Below are 22,531 nucleotides of genomic sequence, written 5' to 3' on the forward strand. Positions count from 1 at the left end.
TTGCCTGCTGATTACCTCGCCCCCCTGTAGGAGGCGCCGAAGGCTGCGATCTTTTGATCTTTATCTTCGACGATGCTGAAATCGGCAATGATCAAAAGATCGCAGCCTTCGGCAGCTCCTACGGGTGTTTCAATCGATAAAGGTAGGTGTCCTGGACGCCATGCTGCTCTGTCTGACGCGCTCGTGGAAAAATCCTGACCCATTGAAATCCCGCCGCAACCGCCAGGCGCTGACTGGGCAAGTTGGCCGAAGATGTCGTCAGATAAAACGTATTGCCAGGCAGGCTTTTGACCAACGCCTCCAGCGCCCGTCGCATGTGGCCTTTCCCCGCATACTCGGTATTGGCCCAATAACCCACGACATATCGATTGCGACCGCCAGGCTTCAGGCCAATACAGCCAATAATCGCCTGGTCTTCGTCCGCAACGATAAAAAACCGCCGCTCGCCGGTTTCGCTTTCGAACTCATCGACCGATCGCAACATGAAAGCCCGCGCTTCATCCTCGCTGATGTAAGGCTTGGCCCAAGGCAAAAACTCGGAATGAGCCGCAAAACTCGCATTTAACGCATTCTGCAGCGATGTACTCAACATAGGATCGGGCGCCCTCAAACTCATTGAAAGCAGGCCTTCGGGTAACGACAACTGCATATTTCATCCTTAAAACGGCTTCCATGTTCGCCAACCACAGCGAGATTTAAATGTTTGTGCAGCAGTTCCGGGGAACTTATAGACCCAAGAGTTTTAAAGTGCTCAATTTGCGAGTCCTTTTGCAATCGCTGATGCAAATCACTCCCCCACCCTCCATAGGGTGTACCATCAATACCTGTCAATCAGATATCAGTTAGCCATGTCCACGCTAAGCGAAGAGAGCCGCCAGATCGTAGCGTCTCTGGCGCACCGTGTTGGTCCCAACGCTGACATTGCAAGGATCGCCCAAGCGATCGTTTCAATTTTGCAGGATATGGGCGCAGCCCTTACGCCCATCATCGGCCAGCAAGGGGTTGTCGCGCTGTACCGCCGCAGCCTTCATATATGCGTCTCCACCCATCCGCGTCTGGCCGGCACTTATGACAGTGTGCAGGCGTCGCTGGATCTGATTGCCCTCAAGTTCATACTCGTTGAGCAAAACGAAACCGATGCGCTGTTTTTCGGCGACGTGTTGCTGACCACGTTTTATGAGTTATTGACCACGCTGATCGGGCCCTCGCTCACCGCACGTTTGCTTCGTGGCGTGTGGGAACCTTCTTTGAGCGACACCCTTTCGCAGGAAACTTCGCCATGAGCACCAAAGTGACTATCAACCGCCTGGCCACTGGTGTGCCGGGGCTGGACGAGGTGCTGGGCGGAGGTTTGCCGGAGTTTTCGTTCAACCTGATCGCTGGCCCGCCTGGCTGCGGCAAAACCACCCTGGCGCATCAAATGATGTTTGCCCTGGCGACCCCTGAACGCCCGGCGCTGTTCTTTACCGTACTCGGCGAGCCGCCGCTGAAGATGCTGCGTTATCAGCAGCAATTCGATTTTTTCGACAGCGAAGCGATCAATCAGTCGATTCGCTATATCAACCTGGCCGACGACACCCTGGCCGGGAACCTGGACGAGGTGCTGCGGCGCATCGTCAGCGAGGTGGAGGCTCACTCCCCGTCGCTGGTGTTTGTCGATTCGTTCCGCTCCGTGGTGCTGGCCAGCCAGACCCAGGACAACCCCAACAACAACCTGCCGCAGTTCGTTCAGCAACTGGGCATGTTGATGACCACCTGGCAGGCAACGACCTTCCTGATCGGCGAATATTTCACCGAAACCGATACCAACCCGATTTTCACCGTCGCCGACGGCCTGATCTGGCTGCGCCAAAGCGTCGAGCGCAACTCGATGGTGCGCAAGATGGAAATCATGAAGATGCGCGGCCAGCCGACATTGCCGGGGCTGCATACCTTCCGTATCGCCACATCGGGAATCAAGGTCTTCGCGCCTGCGCCACTCAACCCGGTTGAAGCACCACAGAAATCCCCGATCAAACGCCTGAAAATGGGCGTGCCACAACTCGACGAGATGCTCGGCGGCGGACTGCCTCAGGGTTATTCGTTGCTGGTAGCCGGGCCTTCGGGTTCGGGCAAAAGCATTCTGGCGTCGACCTTCCTGGCCGAAGGCGCGCGCAATGGAGAAACCGGCGTGATCGCGGTGTTCGAGCAACGGCCTAACCACTCACAAAACACTACATTGGCCGGTTTGATCCAGAGCGGTCAGGTCAGTTTGGTGGATAGCCGGGCGCCGGACCTGTCCATCGACGAGATCGTCCAGTTGCTGCTCAGCGAGATCAGCCGACTGAAAGCCACTCGTGTGGTGATCGATTCGCTATCGGGCTTCGAACTGGCGCTTGCACCGACCTTCCGCGAGGACTTCCGCGAGTCGCTATCGCGCATGGTCAGCGCGCTGACCGGCGCCGGGGTCAGCGTCTTGATGACCTCGGAGCTGGAAGACCGCTACACCGACCTGCGTTTCAGCCCTTACGGCACCGCGTTTCTTACCGACGCGATCATCGTTCAGCGCTACATTGAAGTGCAGAGCCGCTTGTTGCGGATCATGGCCGTGGTCAAGGTGCGGGCCAGCGCTCACTCCGATGAGTTGCGCCTGTACCGCATCGACAATAACGGCTTGCAGATCGGCGAAATGTTGCCGGATCAGGAAGGGTTACTCGGCGGCCGGCCAACCCGGCGGCGTGTCGGCAAAGAGGAGGCATAAGCACAGACCATGACGGAGGCCAATGGCACGAATGCACAAGCGATGGCTACGGCCGCTCGTGAGTTGTTCCTGCTCGGCCAAAAAACCGTCGAGGCCCGTGCGGTGCTGGCGGCGCTGCAAAAAGAATTACGCGACACCAACACCCGGCTGGTGGGCGTCCAGCAAATAGAACTGCTGGTCGAAGCCAATGAGCAATTGGTGATGGCGATTCTTACGGCGCAATCGGATGCAAAAAAACCCCTGCGCACACAAGAAGAACAAAAACTGTTCCTGGAGATGCGCGAGGCCAACGCGCAATTGGTGATTGCGGCCCTCAGCGCGCAAAACCTGCAGGCCTCCGCCGAACACACGCTGGCGCAGCAACGCAATATCCTCACGCTGGTCGCCCATGAACTGCGCAACCCGCTGACGCCCATCAGCATGATCGCCGGCCGACTGGTGCGAGTGCCCAGCGAAGAGCTGCCGCGTATGCAGGCCTTGATCGAAAGCCAGGTACAGCACATGTCGCGGCTGGTGGACGACTTGCTCGACGTGTCCCGCGCCAGCACCGGCAAACTGCGCCTCGATCGCCGTATCGTCGACATGGTGCAGATCATCCGCGGGGCGATCGACGTGTGCAGCCCGGTGATGAACACCCGCCACCTGCACTTCACCGCCGAACTGCCAACCTGTGCACTCTCGGTGGACGGTGACCCGGTGCGGCTCACACAGATTCTCGGCAACCTGCTGGGTAACGCAGCCAAGTACACGCCGTCGGGCGGTAATGTCACGCTGTCGGTCACGGCCAAGGACCAGGTGCTGGAAATAAGCATCTGCGATGACGGCATTGGCATTTCCGCCCAGGCGCTGCCGTTTATCTTCGAACCGTTTGTGCAGGACGTTCATGCCGTCGGCTTCAACGGCGCCGGTCTGGGCATAGGCCTGACGGTGGTTCGTGAGTTGGTGGAAGCCCATGGCGGCACGGTCGTCGGCATGAGCGACGGCGATGGCAAAGGCAGTACCTTTATCGTGACGTTGCCGTTGGCGGTTTGAGTTTTCCGGCTGGCCACGTAATGCTTGCGCTTCGATTCCCGCGACCCGGAGCGCCCAATGCCGCTGCTGACCCTGCCCTGCAATCGCCTGACCCTGGCGGTGCTCGACCCTGAACAGGCGGCGCTGGAGAGCGACTTCTACCGGCGCAACCTGAGGCATCTTGCCCGCTGGTCGCCGATTCGCCCCAGCGATTACCACAGCACTGAAAACATCCGCCCGCGCCTTGAGGTGCAAGCCAGCGCGTTCCAGGCCGGCCTGGCGGTGCATTTTGCGTTGCTGACCCCGGACAGCGGCCAGATGATCGGCGCCTGCAACTTCAGCAGCATCACTCGCGGGGCGTTTCAGGCCTGCTACCTCGGTTACCACATCGACGAAGCTCATCAGGGCCAGGGCTTGATGCAGGAAGCGCTGGAAGCAGGCATTCGCTATATGTTCGAACAGCAGAGTCTGCACCGGATCATGGCCAATTACATTCCTGGCAATGAGCGCAGTGCGCGGCTGCTGGACCGTCTGGGATTTGAACGCGAGGGCTATGCCAAGGCCTACCTGAGTATCGCCGGGCGCTGGCAGGACCACGTGCTGACGGCGTTGATCAACCCGGCGACGAATGCCGGATACCGCTAAGCGCTCATCGTTTTATTGCTCGACGACCTGCTCCGCGGCATCGGGCAACAGGCACCCTTTGGCCATCCACTGACAATCCCTGGCCCAGCGATAACCGGTTTCCGGGTTGCCTCGGTCGTCGTAGTAGGTCAATCGCAGTTGGCTGGCGCTCATATCAAGTTTGGCAAAACCGGCGCGGCCAGTGGCAAACGAGGCGTCCTGAGCTGCGGCGCCAACGACGTCGAGCTTCTGGCCGCCGGCTCCGGAAACCACCCAGGCCGGCTCCGCAGCGCGCAACACCAGCTGCTGATTGTGATCGTGTCCGGCCAGGAAGACATCGACCTTGTTGCGTTGCAACGCAGGCAACAGCGTGGCGACCAGTTGTGAGTCCTCCCCGTGTTCGCCGTGATTGCGCACAGGGTGATGAGCGGCGGCGATTCTCCACACCGGCTGCGGCCCTGGTTGCTGGAAGGCTTGATCCAGCAGGTCGATCTGCTGTTGAAAGGCTTCACGGGGCGCCGAGGTGTCGAGGAACACCATTCGCACCAACGGACGCCCATCGACACTGCCGAAATCCTTGACGTAGAAATTGCTCGGCATCTGCCAGCGACCCGAACCCTTGTGCTGCTGGGCGTACTCAAGTTCGACTTTCTGCGACAGCGGGTAATCGTGATTGCCCAACACCGCGAAGAACGGCACATGACTCAACCACTGCCCCCAATAGACGCGCTCGAACCTCATCTGCCAGCTCAAGTCGTGGGTACCGGTCAGCGGCTTGCCATAAAAGTTGTCGCCCAAAAACACAACCATGTCCAGTCGCCCGTCTCGGACCGCGACCCGTTCCATGGCCTGCCCGACTCGCCACTGTTGCAGGTTGCCGCTGCCCTGATCACCCAAGGCAATCATCGACACGGCCGAAGGGTCCAGGCCACTCAACGGAACATACGGCGATGGCGGTGTGAACATCCAGTAACCGACAATCGCCACGGCGATCAGCAGGATGCCCCCGGCAATGCTTGACCGGCGAGCGGCTTTTCCGGGAACAAAACGTCTGGCGGCAGGCGATGAAGTTTTGGTACGTTTCAATCAAGGGCTCACTTGGCATGGCCAGCCAGGCATAAGGAAAAAACGCGGGCTAACGTGTACCGTTAATAGATCACACTGATTGTTCACACTTTGTTAAGAAGTCGCCCCGTATACTTTTTCCAGCCCGTTTTTTTTACGGCCCTCTTTCTTCGGTAGCCAGAACCTTATGTCGCGTCCTGCCCCGTTGCTTTTCCTGCTTGGCTGTCTGCTGTTTTTCTTCGCACTTGGCAATCATCAATTGCAAGGTTCTACCGAAGCCCGGGTTGCCGGGATCGCCATGGAAATGCACCTGGATGACGACTGGGTGACCCCCCGTTTGTTCGGCGAACCGTTTCTGGAGAAACCGCCCCTGAGCCTTTGGCTCGATGCCGGGGCAATTCGCGTGTTCGGCGGCACGCCGTGGGCAGTGCGACTGGCCTCGGCGTTTGCCGGGTTGTTCAGCGTGATGGTGCTGTACGCGATGCTGCGCCGGTTTGGCCGGCCAAAGACCGTTGCCTGGACCGCCGGGATCCTGCTGGCGACCATGGCCAGCTACTGGAGCAACGTGCGCGGTGTCGGTGAAGACGCCTTGCTCGCCCTCGGCGTGACCATGGCGCTGTTGGCGTTTTTCCAGGGGCAACGGCACTCCACGGTCGGTAACGCGTTACTGTTCGTCGCGGGGATTGCCATTGCGACGCTGAGCAAAGGCGTGTTGGGCCTGGCGATGCCGGGGGTGGTGATCTTCGCGTTTCTGCTGGCCGAGAGCCTGATGGACAAACGCCTGAAAGTCGCCGACTGGCTGCGCCCCGGCGTGTTGACGCTGGTGGGGTTGATTCCGCTGCTGATCTGGCTCGCCGTGCTGTATCAACGCGGCGGCGCACATGCCCTGGGCGAAGTGCTGTTGACCAACAGCGTCGGGCGCTTCAGCGGCTCCTTCGTCGAAGCCGGGCATTACGAACCGTTCTATTACTACCTGGCCAAATTGCCGGAAGCATTCCTGCCCTGGAACATTCTGGTGTACCTGGGGCTGTGGCACTTTCGCAAAAGCCTGATGGCCAACCGTTACTTGCTGTTTTTCACCCTGTGGATCCTGGCGCAGTTCGTCATGCTGACGTTGGCGTCGAGCAAGCGCACGGTGTACCTGATGTCGATGACGCCTGCCGCGGCGGTGATTGCGGCGGAGTATGCGCGCGTCTTGTTTGACCGGCTGAAGGCCCGTGAAGGCGCCTCAACCTTGCTCGGCCGCATCGCCCGACACCGGCAAGCGTTGGCCGCCGGTTTGCTCACGGTAATCATCGCCAGCTACCTGGCCGCCGCCCAATGGGCCATGCCCCGGGCCGACGTCGAGCTGTCCTTCCTGCCACTGACCGAGCAGATTCAGACGCTACAGGCCAATGGGCAAGAAGTCGCCCTGTTCCAGGCCAATGAACGGGTTGGCGGCGCCACCGTGTTCTACACCCAGCATGTGCTCAAGGGGTTGGACACCGAGGCACAATTGCATGCGTTTCTGAAGGCATCACCGACCAATGTGGCCGTGATGTCTGGCGAAAGCGAACCGGCTGCGCCGTTGAAGGTACTCAAGGTGATGATGGTGGGGCGGCAGGCTTACTACTTCGTTGGAGAGTGATACCGCGTTATCGTTCTTCGCGGGCAAGCCTCGCTCCTACAGGGATTGTGTGAGCGCCGAAAATCCCCTGTAGGAGCGAGGCTTGCCCGCGAAAGCAATGTCCCAGCCACCGCTAGCCCTGGGCCAGACAATAAAAAACCCGCCACCCCATTCAGGGCTGGCGGGTTTTTTGTCGTTCAAGGCTTTATCAATCAGCTAGCCGTCTGCGGCTGCGTAACCCGATCAGCCTGCTCATGCCGTTGCAGCACCGGCTGCTCCAGCCGCGCTCGCCCGTAGAACGCCAGTGCCGTCAGCAAACACGCCAGCCACACGAAGATCCCGGCCCAGAAGGTGTGGGACATGTAGTGCCAGCCCTGCAGGACCCGTGTGGTGCCGTAGATGAAGCCAAGCAACAACGAACCCCACATCAGCGCTTTCGAGAAGCGCCACCGGTAACGACGGGCCACGAAATACAACGCAAGCATGGTGAAACCGCCCGAGGCATGTCCGCCCGGCCAGCAGCGTCCGTCGCCAGCTTCCTTGAACAGCTGGAAGTTGTTGTACCACTCCATGTGGGCGATTTTGCCGCCATAGAGGGTCGTTTCAATCGGGCAGTAGACGCTGGTGTGGGCCTTGAGGAAGTGGATCACGCCGGTGCAAATGGCAAACGCAAACACCACAAACAGGAAATCCCGACGATGCCCGCTGGCAAACCGCAGTACCGGTGCGACTTTGCTGCGTTCCAGAAAACCAGCCAGTCGCGGGTACTTTTGCGTGTTGATCAGCGGCCAGACAAACGAGAGGATCGCGCCGATCAAGGCGATTTCAGCCGTCCAGTTCGGAATGATGCGCGCCCACTTGTGGGTGAGCTGTTCGAAGAAATGAACCTTGTCCAGCGGGAAGCTCTGGGTGACAGGATCAAACAGAAGGTTGCTGAAAGCGATGTCGATTTTCGTCATGTCGAACATCAGAAAAACCACGGCCGCACAGAACAGTGGAATACCAAAGTTCACCCAGTAAAAGCGGTAAGGAGAAGAAGTCAGCATGAACATCCTGATTCAGAAAAATGAAGGGCAACTTACTGGGTCGTCACCGACCGCCAGTCAGAGGCCTCGATGAAGCCAAGCATACGCGGCGCTTGAGGGGTTTCGGCGGAGATGAACAGCGAGGCGCCATAACCGGGGGTGGAAAGCGACAGGTTGAGCGCTTTCGCCAGATCTGCCATGCATTCGCTATGGGTCACCAGAATCAGGTTCCTGCCTGGCACTTTGTGCGCCAGCGCGTCGCGCAACATGGTGCCCTTGCAACTGATCAACCAGTCTTCGCCCACACCCACCGAGTTGAACATGTAGCCGGCGGTCTGCGCCGTGCGCAGCATCGGGCTGTTGTAAATGTCGGCTCTGGTCAGGCCCAGACGTTCGAAGTGCGAACCAACAGCAACGGCGACGCCGCGGGAACGGTCAGTGATGCCATCGTTACCACTCAGGCAAACGGCCGTGGAGTGATCGCAACGTTCGACGTGGCGTACCAGAACGATCATGTCGCCCTTGGCCCAGCCGGACACCAACGCCTTGGCGCCGGCCACGTTGCCATGGGCCAGGTCCGGTACCGAGGCGGGCCGCAACAGCCAGATCGTCAGTGGAATAACCAATAGCGAAGCGGCCAGGATGACGGCGGTGTTTCGATAACGGGCCAAACGGCTCACGTTAATCGAGCGTTTTACCCCGAACAGACTCAGTCTCAATTCCACATCAAGCCGCCTCGCCGGCATGCCGCACCTGTCGTTTAAGGCGACGAGGGTAGAGAGGCGTGCGTCGGCGACAAGTGAAACAATTGTGAAAAAAAGCTTAAGCCTCTAAAAATCTTGTTACAGGATCCGTCCTACAAAAACCTTTCAGCTCTCGGGATTACTGCCGATACAGGTTGGCAACACACCTTGCTGGCACCCTAAAAACAACAATCTTCCAGCCAAATGACGATAAAGAAATACAACGTTCCTGGAGGAATTGTGATGAATAGCTGGTTCGCAAATATCAGCGTAAACCTGAAACTGGGCCTGGGATTCGGTCTGGTTCTGGCATTGACCTGCGTCCTGGCCCTCACCGGCTGGACAAGCCTGGGCGGGTTGATTGACCGCAGCAACTGGATGAGTGACATCACCCAGCTCAACGCCGGCCTGACCAAATTGCGCGTGGTTCGCCTGCAATACATGCTGACCAACGGCGACGAAACCGCCGCGCAGAATGTACAGACCACCCTCGACAGTTTTGCGGCTCAACAAACCGCACTGCTGGGCAGTTTCAAAAATGCTGACAACCTGAAAACACTCAAAGAGCAGGCCGCGGTCATCGCCGCGTATCAGGCATCGTTGAAAGAAATGCGCAGCGCTTACCGCACCGGTAACAACGCCCGCGACGCCATGGGCGCCAATGCCGAGTCAGCCAACACGCTGATCAACACGATCAGCAAGCAAGTTCAGGAGATGCCCCTGAGCGATCAACGCTTCGAACAGTTCCAGGCTGTTACGGCGGCCAAGGAAGCGTTCATGCTGGCGCGCTACGAAGTGCGCGGTTACACCGCCAACTCTAATGCCGAGACCGAACAGAAGGCTGTCGCCCAACTGGATGCGGCCATCGCCAGCCTTAAACAACTGAACGTGCATTTTGCCGACACCCAGCCAGACAACCTGCGTCAGCTGGAAACAGCGCTGACTAATTACCGCAGCGCCTTGCAGGCGTTCAAGGTCGCCACCGCCGACGCTGTGCGAGTGCGCAAGGACATGACCGACCAAGGCAATGCCATCGTCGACCTGAGCGACAAGCTCTATCAATTCCAGCTCGACCGTCGTGACGTCGAAAGCGCCCAGGCCCGCACCCTTCAGCTGATCAGCACCTTGCTGGCGTTGCTGGTGGGCGTGATTGCCGCGGTGGTCATCACCCGTCAGATCACCGGCCCGCTGCGCGAAACCATGACCGTGGTTGACCGTATCGCCAGCGGCGACCTGTCCCAGGACGTCAAAGTCACCCGCCGCGACGAACTCGGCGTGTTGCAGCAAGGCATTGGTCGCATGGGCGTGACCCTGCGGGACCTGATCAGCGGCATCCGCGACGGTGTCACCCAGATCGCCAGCGCGGCCGAAGAGTTGTCGGCCGTGACCGAGCAAACCAGCGCCGGGGTCAACAGCCAGAAGATCGAAACCGATCAGGTCGCCACCGCGATGCACGAGATGACTGCCACTGTGCAGGAAGTCGCGCGCAACGCCGAAGAAGCCTCCCAGGCAGCCGCCGCGGCGGATGGCGAAGCTCGTGAAGGCGACAAAGTGGTCAACGAAGCCATCGCCCAGATCGAACGCCTGGCCACCGAAGTGGCGCGTTCCACGCAAGCCATGAACGTGCTGCAACAGGAAAGCGACAAGATCGGCAGCGTCATGGACGTGATCAAGGCCGTGGCCGAACAGACCAACCTGCTGGCCCTCAACGCCGCGATTGAAGCCGCCCGTGCCGGTGAAGCCGGTCGTGGTTTTGCCGTGGTGGCCGACGAAGTCCGTGGCCTGGCCCAGCGCACGCAGAAATCCACCGAAGAAATCGAAGGCCTGGTGGCCGGTCTGCAGAACGGCACCCAACAAGTGTCGGCGGTGATGAACAACAGCCGCGCCCTGACCGACAGTAGCGTCGCGCTGACTCGCAAGGCTGGCGTATCACTGGAAAACATCACCCGCACGGTGTCCAACATCCAGTCGATGAACCAGCAAATCGCCGCCGCTGCCGAACAGCAAAGCGCCGTGGCCGAAGAGATCAGCCGCAGCATCATCAACGTGCGCGACGTGTCCGAACAGACCGCCGCCGCCAGCGACGAAACGGCTAAATCCAGTGTTGAACTGGCACGGTTGGGTGGTCAGTTGCAGCAGATGGTCAGCCACTTCAGGGTCTGATATTCACCGCTGATCGTTCCCACGCTCCCACGTGGGAACGATCAACCTCAAACCTGTAGGAGCGAGCGATGCGGCGGTCCGACTTGCCCGCGAAAGCGATCTACCAGTCACCGAAGATACTCAGGCCTCCCACGGGTTAATGATCTCAACCCCGGAAAACTCAAAATCCCGAACTTTGCGAGTAGCAATCGGCGCTCCATGTCGTCGGCAAATCGCGGCAATCTGTGCATCGGCCATCGACACCGCTCGACCACTTGCTTCACAGCCCGCCACCAGCGTCGCGTAATCGACGGCGGCATGGGCATCAAAAGGCAATATCCTTCCTGCAAAGTCTTCCTCGAACATTGCCATCGCATGCGCCTCAAGTTTCTGTTTGCGCTTGCCAAACGGCAGCCGAGCGATTCCATGAAGAATTTCTGCCACGGTAATTGCGCTAATCGCCAGGTCCATCGCCGGTTGCGCATCGACCCAAGCCAGGACGTGTGAATCGGGCTCGACTCGCATGAACTCGGAAAGAACATTGGTATCGAGCACTATCATTCGGAGAAATCCACCGCGCTCGCTTTTTCCTGCCGCGAAGGCAGATCGAGTTCTATCCCGCCACTCGTAGAGAATCGCTGGCGAATCCGACTGCCCAGACCACCCGCGCGATCAACCGTCGCCAACGCTCGCCCCAGAATCAGGCGAGCCTCTTCTTCCATGGAATGTCCATTATGGGCCGCTGCAATACGCAGCTGTTCCTTGATCTGATCGTCGAGGTTTCGAATAGTGATGCTGGCCATGATGCCTCCTGCAATCAATGAAATCATTGATTGAGGCTAACACAACCTGTTTTACCAAAACCTGCCAAACTGCCGAACGGCCAAGAGCGCCGCTGGCGATTCGCCCCTGGAGCTGCCGAAGGCTGCGATCTTTTGATCCTGGCGGTCCCGAAGATCAAAAGATCGCAGCCTTCGGCAGCTCAGGGATTGCGTCGTGCGCGAAGCAAACGTCAGGCCGGGTAGCCAGTGATCTTGCGAATGCTTTGGTACAGCGGCTTAAGCTGTCGGTACATGCGCAGGTAGACCTCTTTGTACAGTCGCTGATAGATCTGCTGCGCCTCAGGCTGCGGCATGAATACCGCGCCGACGCGGGTCATGGCCGTCATCGCCGTGGGAAAATCCGCGTGCAATCCAAGCCCGACCGCGCAGCAAATGGCCGCTCCCAAACCGGACGCTTCGTAGACATGTGGACGCTCGGCCGGCAGGCCAAAAATGTCCGCAGTGAGCTGCATCGCCGCATCACTCTGGGAGCCACCACCGGCGACTCGCAAGCGCTTGATGGAGACCTTCGAACGCTTCTCGATGCTCTCCATACCCTGACGCAAGGCATACGCTAAACCTTCGAGGATCGCCCGATAGATATGCGCGCGCGTATGCACGTCGCCGAAGCCGATCATCGCGCCCTTGGCTTCCACACCCGGTTCGCGAATACCGGGCGACCAGTAGGGTTGCAGCATCAGGCCCATGGAGCCTGGCGGCACGGCGTTGACCAACGCGTCGAAGAGTTGCTCAGGCTCCACGCCTTGCGCTTTGGCCTGCTGCATTTCCCGCAGGCCGAACTCGTTCTTGAACCAGCTGACCATCCAGTAGCCGCGATAAATCATCACCTCGCAGTTGTATTGATCCGGCACCGCAGAGGGGTAAGGCGGAATCAACGGGACGATTTCCAGATAGCGCGAACGGGTGCTGGTGATCGTCGCCGTGGTGCCGTAGGACAGGCACACCGTGTCCGCGTCGACCACTCCGGAACCCACGACTTCGCAGGCCTTGTCGGCACCGGCGGCGATCAGAGGCAGTCCCTCGGGAATGCCGGTCTGGCGGCTGGCCTCGGCGCTAATGTGGCCAAGGGTTTCACCGGGTTTGTGCAGCGTGGGCAATTGCCCGGGACGCACCGCCAGCGCCTGCCATTTCCAGTCGGCGGGAGCGGCCCAGCGCAGGCGTTTGAAGTCGAAGGGCAGGTAGCCGACGCAACAGCCCACCGAGTCGACAAAGCGCCCGCACAGACGATGGGTGAGAAACCCCGAGAGCAGCAAAAACTTGTCAGTCGCCGCCCACACTTCAGGCTGATGGCGCGCGATCCAGTTGGCCTCGGCCTGAGCGCGAAAATAATCCACGGTGGCTTGCGCGCCGACCAGTTTGAACAGCCAGCCCCACGGTCCCTTGATCCCGCCTTCGACTTCGGTCTGGCGTTGATCGAGCCACAGAATCGCCGGGCGCAGCGGCTTGCCTTGGGCATCGACGTTGATCACTGTGCCGCGCTGGGTGGTCAGGGAGACGCCGGCAATCTGTGAACGGTCGATGCCGGTTTGCTGCCATAACTGCTGGCAGGCCTCCCCCAGTTTCGCCCAGTAATATTCCGGGTCCTGCTCGGCCCAGCCAGGTTGCGTCGAGTAATACGCCTGCAATTCAACCTTGCCTTTGCCCAGCAGATTGCCCTGCAAGTCGAAGAGCAGCGCGCGCACGCTCTGGGTCCCATTGTCGATCGCCAGCAGGTAACGCTTGTTCGGGGGGTTATCCATGGAGCTCTCTTCAATGGGCATTTTGCGAGGCTTCCGGCAAACCGTGATGGCGTTGCCACAACGCTCGGTAACGCTGCAGCTCCTGTTGCCAATGCTCATCGTCCCAGCCCAGTCGCGGCTGACAGAGGTGACGAATGGCCGCAAAGTAATCCTCGCCGCCACGAGGCAGCAACAGACCCAAACGGGTGCGACGCAACAACAGGTCATCCAGGTGCAGGACCATTTCCGTGTCGCAGGCAAAGGCCAGTTCCGCCCACAAGGTGTCAGTGGCGCCAACGCTGTCATGGCCCAACTCGGCGATCAGTTGCGCCAGCCTCGGCAGGTCACGGCCATGCCGTCCGGCCAGGCGCCGCCATTGACTGCCACTGAGCCCCGCAATCGCCAGCGGTGGCACGACGGCAAACACCGGCGCGCCGTCATCACTGAGGGCGCGCCCGAGCATGGTCGCGCAGGCCTTGAGCACTTCGATGGCCTGCGGGCGAAAGGTCGTCAGCTTGCCGCCAGCCAGGGTCACGCAACCGGGTTCCAGCCACAGCACATGCTCGCGGGTTTCACTGGACGGTTTGCCCTGATGCTCACCCGCAGCGCTGCCAACTACCGGGCGCACGCCCGACCAGGTCGACAACACATCGGCGGCGACCACTTCAGCCTGGGGGAACTGCTGGGCACAGGCGGCCAGCAGGTAGTCGAGTTCCTCGGCGCTGATGCTCGCGCTCTGGTCCAGATCCTCTTGATGATCGAGGTCCGTGGTGCCGACCACCGTGGCACCTTCCCAAGGGAAAACAAACACCGGTCGACGGTCGCGCTCGTGCAGGAAGGTAAAGGCCTGCGCCACTGGCAGCCGCCAGCCCGGCAGCAACAAATGACTGCCACGCAAAGGGCGCAACTGACGCGGAGCATCGGACGGCCGCAAGCGTTCGGCCCAGGCGCCAGTGGCCACGGCCAACACAGCACAATGCAATTGCAGCGACGCACCGCCCTCGCAGTCCTCGACCTGAACCCCGCACACCCGCCCCTCTTCACGCAGCAACTGCTGCACACGCATCCCGTTGAGCACCATGGCGCCGTCGGCTCGCGCCTCGCCCAAAACGCGCATCACCAGACGGGCGTCATCGGTCAGTGCATCAACAAAACAGGTGCCGCCCAGTAGGTCATGTTGCTTCACCCCCGGCGCGAGATAACCCAGTTGCTGCGCGTCATGGAAGCGATGACTACGCCGCCCGGCCAACGCGTCATAGACGCTCAACAAACCACCCAGCACCCGCGGGCCGGGAAAGCCGCCACGGTAATGCGGCATCAAGAAACTCATCGGCTCCACCAGCCCCGGCGCTTCGTCGAGCAGGCGCTGGCGTTCGCGAACCGAATCGCGGGTCAGGCGCCACTGGCCCTTGGCAATGTAACGCAAGCCGCCATGGACCATTTTCGAGGAACGGCTGGAAGTGCCCCAGGCGAAATCGCGCTGTTCCAGCAGCAGGCAACGCCAGCCACGGCGCGCGGCTTCGCGCAAGATGCCGGCGCCGCTGATGCCGCCGCCAATGACAATCAGGTCCCAGGTTTCATCCGCCAGCGTCGGCAGCACGTGCTGCCTCCACGCCGCGTTCCAGTCGAGACTCATGGTCGTCACTCCTGCAACAGCGTGCCAGGGTTCAGTCGCCCGGCCGGATCGAAATGCCGGCTCAGCGCCTGCAAGGTGTCCATCGCCAGCGCGCCCTTCTCCCGCAGCAAGTACGGCGCGTGGTCTTTGCCCACGCCATGCTGGTGACTGATGGTGCCGTGGTTGTCGACGATGGTCTGACTGGCGGCCTGTTTGAGCGCCTGCCAGCGAGCCAGGGTGGCAGCGTAGTCCGCTGCCGGGCGAAACACATAAGTGGTGTAGATGCTCGAGCCTTCGCCATAGACATGGGACAGGTGAGTGAACACATGCACCCGCTCGCCTTCAGCGTCCAAGGCGTCGCGCAGGCTGTTTTCGACCAGGCTCAGCAGGTTGTCGACATTGCTCCAGTCGGTGGCGGTTTCCAGGGTGTCGACCACATAACCGGCGTTCCACAGGTTCTCGCGCAGGTAAGGGAAACAGAAGCGGTTCTGCGCCCACTTCTTGCCGAGCAAGGTGCCGGTGAAGACGCCGCCGAAGGCCTTCAAGTGCTGCCGGGCCTGACTCAGGGACAGCGCATTTTGCCGCCGATTGCCGGTCACGCCGAACGTCAGCAGGCATTTGCCCGCACCGGCGCCACGCAGGGTGAGGTACTTTTCCAGCCAGGCAATTTGCTGCGGATGACCGGCCAGCGCCAGCTGGGTCTCGGTTTCCACCGCGTTGGACAAGCGCAGCATCGACAGCGGTACGCGCGCTTGGGCCAACTGGCGAATGGCTTGCAGCGCCTGCGGCCAATCGGGCAAAAACACCCCATAGAAACGCTCATCGGCCGGTAGTGCGCTGACCCGCACTTTGACCTCGGAAATAATCCCGAAACGGCCTTCACAGCCCAGCACCACCTCGCGCAGATCGGGACCGGCGGCCGAGGCCGGGAAAGTGGCGATTTCCAAAGGACCGGCAAAGGTTTCCAGGGTGCCACCGGCGAACAATTGCTCGATTCGCCCGTAGCGCAGCGACTGTTGGCCACTGGATCGACTGGCGACCCAACCGCCAAGGGTCGACAGTTCCCACGACTGCGGAAAATGCCCCAGGGTGTAACCACGGGCGCGCAGCTGACTTTCCACCTGCGGCCCCGTCGCACCGGGGCCGAAAGTAGCCAGCAGGCTCTGTTCGTCGAGGTCCAGCAGGCGATTCATGCGGGCCAGGGAAACCGTCACCACGGGCCGTGCGGAACTCGGCGGATTGATGTGCCCGGCCACCGAGGTGCCGCCGCCATAAGGAATCAGACACAGGTCCTGCGACTGGGCGAGCGCCAGTAACTGGCGAATCTGTTCGGCGCTCTCGGGGAAGGCCACGGCGTCCGGATAAATCCCCGGAGCCCCTTCGCGCAACGCCAGCCAGTCCGGCAGGCTCTGCCCCCGCGCGTGCAGCAAACGGTCATGCGCAGTCACGCTGTACGAGGGATGTTCCGGCAACCGCGAGGCCGGCACGCGGGTCAGTGCCGTCTCGAGCGTTGCATCGGGCAGCGCTCGGCCAGCACCTAGCCGTTCAGCGAGAAATCCCGCGCCCTGAGCCGGCAGCTCGACCACCGTGGTTGCATCTCCCCAGCCGTTCCAGCGTCGCATGCGTGTGTCCTTTTGCGGTTCTGATCAGTGATATTTCAGAGCTCCATACTAGTCAGCTGCCGAAAAGTGTCACGGTCGCATCCGGCCAGTTCGAGTAGCCAATTGAGTCAAACGTCGCGCAAACGTCAGCCATTTACTTTAGCGGTGGTTTCAACTTACCTTTCAGGGCAATCACCCGCGCACGCGGGCTTTGATCAAAGGACTACGATCATGCAATCCCTGGGCTTCACCTCGGTCCCTCCGCTGCTCAAATACTTGCGCCATGCCGAACAACTGGGCATGGCCATCGAGCCTGCGTTGGCGGCGGCCGGGTTGCAGGCGCAGCAGTTGAGCGACAACAGCCTGCGATTGCCGGGCGAAGCTCATGAACGGTTGCTCGATTATTTCTGCGAACATTCGGGCGATCCGTTGTTCGGCCTCAACGCCGCGCGTTTTGTGTTGCCCAACTCCTGGAGTGTGCTGGGTTACATCACCATGAACTGCGCAACGCTGGGCGATGCCATGAGCCGCATCATGCCGTTCGAAAAGCTGGTGGGAGACATGGGGGTCAGCCGCGCCGAGGTGCAGGACAGTCACGTGCACCTGATCTGGACGTGCCGTCATCAACGGCCGCGAATCCGCCGGCACCTGGTGGAAAACGTGCTCGGTTCCTGGCTGCAATACGCGCGCTGGATCGCCGATACCCAGCTGTCGCCGGCCGCCGTCTGGCTCGAACATGCACGTCCGGCCGACACGACGCTGGCGCAGTACGAACGGTTCTTCGACTGCCCGGTGCTGTTCGACCAGCCTTATTCGGCGCTGATTGTGCCGTTGCCGTATTTGCAGTTGCCCTTGCGCCAGGCCGATCCGCAATTGCTGCGCACCCTGGAAGAACATGCCCTGGGATTAATGGCCACGCTGGAGGACGCGTCGCTTGAGCAGCGGGTCAAAAGCATCCTGCGCCAGTTGCTCAAGGAAGGGTTGCCCCGCAAAGAACAGGTGGCCGAGCAGTGCGCCGTGTCGGTGCGCACGCTGCAACGCCAGTTGCATCAGGCAGGCACTTCATACCAGCAGATCCTCGATGACCTGCGCCAGGAACTGGCCGAGCATTACTTGCTGAACAGCAACTTGCCGATTCAGGACATCGCCCAGTACCTGGGTTTCACCGAACCCCGCTCATTTCACCGTACGTTCAAAAGCCGGCGCGGGATGCCGCCCGGCGAGTTTCGCCAGACCCACCGGTCGTCGGACGAAGGCTGAAACTCAAACACTGATCGCATTGGTAAACACCAACCGATTGCCGAACGGATCGGCGATGGTCATGTCCTGGCTACCCCACGGCATGGCCTGGATCTGGGGTTTGGCGAAAGTGTATTCCTTGGCCAGCAACTGCTGCTGGAACGCCTCCAGTTCATCCGTTTCGATGCGCAATGCCGAGCCCGGTGTGGCGTCGCCGTGGTGTTCGGACAGGTGCAGCACGCATTCGCCCCGGGAGACTTGCAGGTACAACGGGAAGTTGGCTTCGAAGCGATGCTGCCAGTCGATCTTGAAGCCCAGGAAGTCGACGTAAAACTCCACGGCTTTGGTTTCATCGAAAATCCGCAGGATCGGGGTGACTTTGCCGAAGCTCATGGGTTGCTCCTGATTGAAAAGACCCAGTGTAGCTGGGCTGGATGTCAGCGCTTCGGCTCGGCGCGAGGTTTCTTTAATCTCACAGTGCCACCATGAGACATAGTTCAAAAGTTCGCCCTGTAGGAGCTGCCGAAGGCTGCGATCTTTTGATCTTAAAACCCCAAACGCAAATCCCCTTCCCGCGCCAGAAACCGCCCTTCCCTGCGGCCGTTCGCCTGCCCATCGACATAGCTTAGAACGCCATTAACCCAAACCCCGTCAATCCCTTCCGCCGCCCGCTGCGGATCATGAAAATCCGCCACGTCGCGAATGGTCAGCGGATTAAACAACACCAAATCCGCCCAATGCCCTTCACGAATCTCGCCCCGTTCCTTCAAGCCAAAGCGCGCCGCCGACAACCCGGTCATTTTGTGCACGGCGGTGTGCAGCGGAAAAAGCCCGACGTCACGGCTGAAATGTCCGAGTACTCGTGGGAACGCGCCCCACAAGCGCGGGTGCGGAAACGGGTCTTCCGGCAAACCGTCGGAGCCGACCATCGACAACGGATGCGCGAGAATCCGCCGCACATCCGCCTCGTCCATCCCGTAATACACCGCACCGGCAGGTTGCAGGCGTCGGGCGGCGTCGAGTAACGGCACACCCCACTCGGCGGCGATGTCGATCAAGTCGCGGCCACCCAGCTCAGGATGCGGCGTCGACCAGGTGATGGTGATGCGGTGGGCGTCGGTGACTTGCTTGAGGTCCAGGGTCGAAGAACTCGCCGCGTAGGGATAACAATCGCAGCCCACCGGGTGGGTTTTCGCGGCGAGTTCAAGAGACGCCAACAGTTGCGGACTGCGGCCCCAGTTACCGACGCCCGCACACTTGAGGTGAGAAATGATCACCGGGGATTGGGCATGACGAGCGATCTGGAAGGCTTCGTCCATGGCCTCCAGCACCGGTTCGAACTCGCTGCGCAAATGGGTGGTGTAGACCGCGCCGAATGCGGTCAGCTCTTCAGTCAGTTGCATCACTTCATCGGTGGACGCCGAGAAGGCACTCGCATAGGCCAGGCCTGTGGATAAACCCAACGCGCCCGCCGCCAGACTATCGCGCAGTTGCTCGCGCATCGCGCTGATTTCGTCCGGCGTGGCGGTGCGAAACAGGTCGTCGAGGTGATTGCTGCGCAACGCCGTATGACCGATCAGCGCCGCCACGTTCAACGTGGTGTTGGCCGCTTCGACAGCGGCGCGGTAATCGCTGAAGCGTGGATAAACAAACACCGTCGCCGGACCGAGCAGGTTCATCGGGTCCGGCGGATCGCCGCGCAAACTGACCGGTGAAGCGCTGATCCCGCAGTTGCCGACGATCACCGTCGTCACACCCTGGCTGAGCTTGGGCAGCATCTGCGGCTGGCGGATGACCACGGTGTCGTCGTGGGTGTGGACGTCGATGAAACCCGGCGCCAGCACTCGGCCGGCGGCGTCGACTTCTTCAGTGGCGCGGGCGTCGTGCAAGTCGCCGATGCGCTCGATGCGCCCGTTCAGAATCGCCACGTCAGCGGGATAACCGGGGCTGTTGCTGCCATCGATGATCAGGGCGTTGCGAATCAGCGTGTCGTACAACATATCAGTCTCCCGGCAGCAGCTCAGCGTCAGCTCCTGCCCTTGATCAAATGGTGATCGAATCCTTGCTCCACCAGATAGCGCCACGCTACCTGGACATCCTCGGGAATCACCTGCTCGGCCTGAAAGCCCAGCGAAGGGTAAACCATGATGCGGTGCACATCGCCGACCATTTCGTCGATCAACCCCAAGACCCCAATCAGGTTGCTGACCTCGCCCGGAAAACTGAACGACGGCGCATCTACGCAAGCCTCAATCCCGGGCCACTGAACGGGCAAGGTCAACGCCACGCGCCGGATCGAGTTCGGCTTGGTCAGGAATGTCGCGCGGCGCACGTAGGGAAACAGCGCTTTGGCAAACGCAATGTTCTCGGCAAAGTTGGTAGCGCGCGATTCAAGGGTGAATTGATCCGCCGATACCCCCTGCGCCATGGCCCGTTGCGCGAAAATATCGGCTTCGGTTCTCGCCCACAAATACTTCGTCCAGTTTCCGGTATTGCCGGTAAACAGAAGATGCGGCGCAACGCCTTTTTTCAGCAACTCACAGGCGTAATCACACACCCGCAAATCGTAAGACCCGCAGACGACAATCAGCTCGCACGGGCTGTGTTTACGGCCAGCGCCGAGGAAGTCCCAGAGGACGGTGGCGTGTTCCAGTGTAGGTGTCATGAACGAGCAATCCTTTGCGCCGCGTGCCGACGGATGAACAGACCGCCGTCAGCATAAGTGTGTGTACCTGACTCGGTCAGCGAGACCGGTAGCGCAAAGAAATCGGCACATAACTGCGCAGCACCGTGAGTGGTCAACGATTGATCATCGCCAATGCCGATACACAGCGCGCCGCTGCTGATCGCCGCCCGCACGCCGCTGACCGAGTCTTCGAACACCAGGCATTCATCGCTCTGACGATCCAGTTGCGCGGCCGCCAACCGATAGGCGTCGGGCGCCGGTTTGCCATTGCGCACGTCGTCGCGGCAGATGATGCTATCGAAGGTCGAGGCCAGGCCGTGTTGCTGCAAGACGTACTCGACACGCTCACGCCAACTGCTGGTCACCAAGGCCAGCGGCACGGCGCAATCCTTCAGTCGGGCAATAAATGTGGCGACGCCCGGCACCAGCGAACAGGCCGAGACCTGCTCGATGGCATCGACTTCCTTCTTGATTGCCAGACGCTGTTGTTCGTCAAACTGACCGAACAGAGCCTGCATCGTGTGGCCGCCCGGACGACCGTGAATGTGTTCGGTGATAAACGCCCGGTCGACGGCAATACCGTGGTGTCGCGCGACGGTGGTCCAGGCGAACTCAATGACTTCGCGAGACTGGATCAGCACACCGTCCATATCAAAGCAGACGGCTGTAAACGTTCGTTGTGTCATGAGTTGAACTTCGCATCCTCTGGTGAGCAATAAACGCCAACAATGTTCCGATCAAGGCAAACAGCGCCATCACGTAGTAGGACCACTGCGGCTGTGTTTCGTACAAATACCCGGCAAAAGGCGTGGCCAGCCCCATGGGTAACGCAACGGCCAGCGAGTAATAAACGCCCTGGGTAAAGACCTGAATATCCTGCGGCGCGTGATCGCGAATAAACCGCATGATCGCCGAGTGATACGCGGCAAAACTCAAGGCATGCAGGCACTGCCCCAGCAGAATCACCGACACCGCGTCACTGTTGGAAAACAGCGCCCAGCGCAGCGCGGCACAGACACTGGAAAACATCACGATGGCCAAGGGCGAACACACAGCCAGGACCTTATTGGAGAGCGCGAAATAGGTGATCTCCGCCATCACTGCCACCGACCAGAACGCACCGATATAAGCCGAAGAGTAACCCCTCACGCCCCAACCGATAGACGCCGTGGAAAAGTACAAGGTGTGGCTCAGTTGAATAAAACTGGCGGCGGCAATCGCGATCAACAGGCTTTTGTGCGCAAACAGCGCTTTCCAGTCAGGTCGTTTAATCGCGCGGCTAACCGACTGCAAATGCTCCCTGGAGACTCGCCTTTTCAAACGCAGACACGCCAAAGCAGTCAACAACATGCTGGCTGCTATCACGATCGGCACCCAGGACTGACTGTACTGCGCGAACAACAAGCCACCGAGGGTCGAGGTCAGGATAAACGCCGAAGAGCCCACCGCCCGGACCCAGCCATAGTTCTGCAGTGCTTGTTTGTCACGCTTGAGCAGATAGGACTCGGACAAGGGCAGCACCACCATCCACAGCCCGCCAAACAGAATACTCAGGCACACAAATATCCACAGGTGCGCCGGCATGAAATAAAACAGCAACGTGCAGAACGCCGCCGAGAAACCGAGAAAAGCCGCGAGACGCAGTTGGTCCACGCGCCAATCGGCCACGTACGTAATAAAAACCCCGGTAAACACCTGAGGCCAATAAGCCGCCGCGATCAGCAGGCCTATCTGACTGGCGCTGAAGCCCAGCGAATCCAGCCAGGTCGGCCAGAACGGATAGATGATCCCCTCTGCGGCAAAGAACCCGAAAAAGATCAAATACATTCGTTAACCATACGCTCGACACTCCAAAGCAGGGCTCCAAGCGGAGC

Annotated in this window: 21 protein-coding genes; 7 read left to right on the forward strand and 14 right to left on the reverse strand. The window is 60.2% G+C overall.

What is annotated here, in order from left to right; genetic code table 11:
* Positions 1 to 118: 118 nt before the first annotated feature.
* Complete coding sequence (locus tag AC1MEW_RS33400) at positions 119 to 649, reverse strand: GNAT family N-acetyltransferase (RefSeq protein WP_480424995.1); 531 nt, start codon at positions 647 to 649, stop codon at positions 119 to 121.
* A 199-nt stretch (positions 650 to 848) separates the two neighbouring features.
* Here AC1MEW_RS33400 and AC1MEW_RS33405 point away from each other — a divergent pair, with 199 nt between their 5' ends.
* The 4 genes from AC1MEW_RS33405 to rimJ are packed head-to-tail and all read left to right on the forward strand — an operon-like array spanning position 849 to position 4,396.
* Positions 849 to 1,283, forward strand: a complete 435-nt coding sequence (locus AC1MEW_RS33405) for a hypothetical protein (protein ID WP_242486232.1) — start codon at positions 849 to 851, stop codon at positions 1,281 to 1,283.
* Complete coding sequence (locus AC1MEW_RS33410) at positions 1,280 to 2,740, forward strand: ATPase domain-containing protein (RefSeq protein WP_201255117.1); 1,461 nt, start codon at positions 1,280 to 1,282, stop codon at positions 2,738 to 2,740. The genes AC1MEW_RS33405 and AC1MEW_RS33410 overlap by 4 nt, the downstream gene beginning before the upstream one ends.
* 42 nt (positions 2,741 to 2,782) lie before the next feature.
* Positions 2,783 to 3,772, forward strand: a complete 990-nt coding sequence (locus AC1MEW_RS33415; protein WP_480424996.1) for a sensor histidine kinase — start codon at positions 2,783 to 2,785, stop codon at positions 3,770 to 3,772.
* Between the two features lie 57 nt (positions 3,773 to 3,829).
* Positions 3,830 to 4,396, forward strand: coding sequence for a ribosomal protein S5-alanine N-acetyltransferase (rimJ, locus tag AC1MEW_RS33420; RefSeq protein WP_201255115.1), 567 nt, complete (start codon positions 3,830 to 3,832; stop codon positions 4,394 to 4,396).
* 12 nt (positions 4,397 to 4,408) lie between these two features.
* Here the strand turns inward: rimJ and AC1MEW_RS33425 are convergent, their stop codons facing one another.
* Positions 4,409 to 5,461 carry a metallophosphoesterase gene (locus tag AC1MEW_RS33425; RefSeq protein WP_242486231.1) on the reverse strand — a complete coding sequence of 351 codons (1,053 nt, stop codon included), beginning with the start codon at positions 5,459 to 5,461 and terminating at the stop codon, positions 4,409 to 4,411.
* A 166-nt stretch (positions 5,462 to 5,627) separates the two neighbouring features.
* Between AC1MEW_RS33425 and AC1MEW_RS33430 the strand changes: the two genes are divergently transcribed.
* Positions 5,628 to 7,067: an ArnT family glycosyltransferase gene (locus AC1MEW_RS33430; protein WP_201255114.1), complete on the forward strand. Its 1,440-nt coding sequence runs from the start codon at positions 5,628 to 5,630 to the stop codon at positions 7,065 to 7,067.
* 191 nt (positions 7,068 to 7,258) lie between these two features.
* On the opposite strand, the gene AC1MEW_RS33435 is transcribed toward AC1MEW_RS33430, so the two are convergent.
* Positions 7,259 to 8,092 carry a phosphatase PAP2 family protein gene (locus AC1MEW_RS33435; protein ID WP_201255113.1) on the reverse strand — a complete coding sequence of 278 codons (834 nt, stop codon included), beginning with the start codon at positions 8,090 to 8,092 and terminating at the stop codon, positions 7,259 to 7,261.
* Positions 8,093 to 8,124: 32 nt separating this feature from the next.
* Positions 8,125 to 8,796, reverse strand: coding sequence for a lipopolysaccharide core heptose(II)-phosphate phosphatase PmrG (gene pmrG, locus AC1MEW_RS33440; RefSeq protein ID WP_201200401.1), 672 nt, complete (start codon positions 8,794 to 8,796; stop codon positions 8,125 to 8,127).
* Positions 8,797 to 9,057: 261 nt separating this feature from the next.
* Here pmrG and AC1MEW_RS33445 point away from each other — a divergent pair, with 261 nt between their 5' ends.
* On the forward strand, positions 9,058 to 10,977 hold the full coding sequence (locus AC1MEW_RS33445; RefSeq protein ID WP_201200399.1) for a HAMP domain-containing methyl-accepting chemotaxis protein: 1,920 nt from the start codon (positions 9,058 to 9,060) through the stop codon (positions 10,975 to 10,977).
* Positions 10,978 to 11,097: 120 nt separating this feature from the next.
* Here AC1MEW_RS33445 and AC1MEW_RS33450 read toward each other — a convergent pair whose 3' ends face one another.
* The 5 genes from AC1MEW_RS33450 to AC1MEW_RS33470 all read right to left on the reverse strand — a co-directional run bounded on the left by AC1MEW_RS33450 (position 11,098) and on the right by AC1MEW_RS33470 (position 16,753).
* Positions 11,098 to 11,517 carry a PIN domain-containing protein gene (locus AC1MEW_RS33450; protein WP_480424999.1) on the reverse strand — a complete coding sequence of 140 codons (420 nt, stop codon included), beginning with the start codon at positions 11,515 to 11,517 and terminating at the stop codon, positions 11,098 to 11,100.
* Positions 11,514 to 11,759: a FitA-like ribbon-helix-helix domain-containing protein gene (locus AC1MEW_RS33455; protein WP_201255111.1), complete on the reverse strand. Its 246-nt coding sequence runs from the start codon at positions 11,757 to 11,759 to the stop codon at positions 11,514 to 11,516. The genes AC1MEW_RS33450 and AC1MEW_RS33455 overlap by 4 nt, the downstream gene beginning before the upstream one ends.
* Positions 11,760 to 11,968: 209 nt before the next feature.
* Positions 11,969 to 13,537, reverse strand: coding sequence for an FGGY-family carbohydrate kinase (locus tag AC1MEW_RS33460; protein ID WP_480425001.1), 1,569 nt, complete (start codon positions 13,535 to 13,537; stop codon positions 11,969 to 11,971).
* 10 nt (positions 13,538 to 13,547) lie between these two features.
* A complete protein-coding gene (locus AC1MEW_RS33465) occupies positions 13,548 to 15,152 on the reverse strand; it encodes a glycerol-3-phosphate dehydrogenase/oxidase (RefSeq protein ID WP_480425003.1) in 1,605 nt (534 codons plus the stop codon).
* 5 nt (positions 15,153 to 15,157) lie between these two features.
* Positions 15,158 to 16,753 (reverse strand): FAD-binding oxidoreductase, encoded by a 1,596-nt coding sequence (locus tag AC1MEW_RS33470; protein WP_480425004.1) that lies wholly within the window; start codon positions 16,751 to 16,753, stop codon positions 15,158 to 15,160.
* Between the two features lie 210 nt (positions 16,754 to 16,963).
* Here AC1MEW_RS33470 and gliR point away from each other — a divergent pair, with 210 nt between their 5' ends.
* Complete coding sequence (gliR, locus tag AC1MEW_RS33475) at positions 16,964 to 17,992, forward strand: AraC family transcriptional regulator GliR (RefSeq protein WP_201200390.1); 1,029 nt, start codon at positions 16,964 to 16,966, stop codon at positions 17,990 to 17,992.
* Positions 17,993 to 17,995: 3 nt separating this feature from the next.
* On the opposite strand, the gene AC1MEW_RS33480 is transcribed toward gliR, so the two are convergent.
* The 5 genes from AC1MEW_RS33480 to AC1MEW_RS33500 form a co-directional block, all read right to left on the reverse strand.
* Positions 17,996 to 18,364 (reverse strand): glyoxalase superfamily protein, encoded by a 369-nt coding sequence (locus AC1MEW_RS33480; protein ID WP_201200389.1) that lies wholly within the window; start codon positions 18,362 to 18,364, stop codon positions 17,996 to 17,998.
* Positions 18,365 to 18,516: 152 nt separating this feature from the next.
* A complete protein-coding gene (locus tag AC1MEW_RS33485; protein ID WP_480425006.1) occupies positions 18,517 to 19,971 on the reverse strand; it encodes an N-acyl-D-amino-acid deacylase family protein in 1,455 nt (484 codons plus the stop codon).
* A 26-nt stretch (positions 19,972 to 19,997) separates the two neighbouring features.
* The gene (locus tag AC1MEW_RS33490) at positions 19,998 to 20,636 is read right to left on the reverse strand and encodes a YdcF family protein (RefSeq protein ID WP_480425007.1); all 639 of its coding nucleotides are present in this window, start codon (positions 20,634 to 20,636) and stop codon (positions 19,998 to 20,000) included.
* Positions 20,633 to 21,343, reverse strand: coding sequence for an HAD family hydrolase (locus AC1MEW_RS33495; protein WP_201255820.1), 711 nt, complete (start codon positions 21,341 to 21,343; stop codon positions 20,633 to 20,635). The genes AC1MEW_RS33490 and AC1MEW_RS33495 overlap by 4 nt, the downstream gene beginning before the upstream one ends.
* Positions 21,309 to 22,484, reverse strand: coding sequence for an MFS transporter (locus AC1MEW_RS33500; RefSeq protein WP_480425009.1), 1,176 nt, complete (start codon positions 22,482 to 22,484; stop codon positions 21,309 to 21,311). The genes AC1MEW_RS33495 and AC1MEW_RS33500 overlap by 35 nt, the downstream gene beginning before the upstream one ends.
* Positions 22,485 to 22,531 lie beyond the last annotated feature (47 nt).

This window comes from Pseudomonas sp. ASL4 (assembly GCF_056680395.1).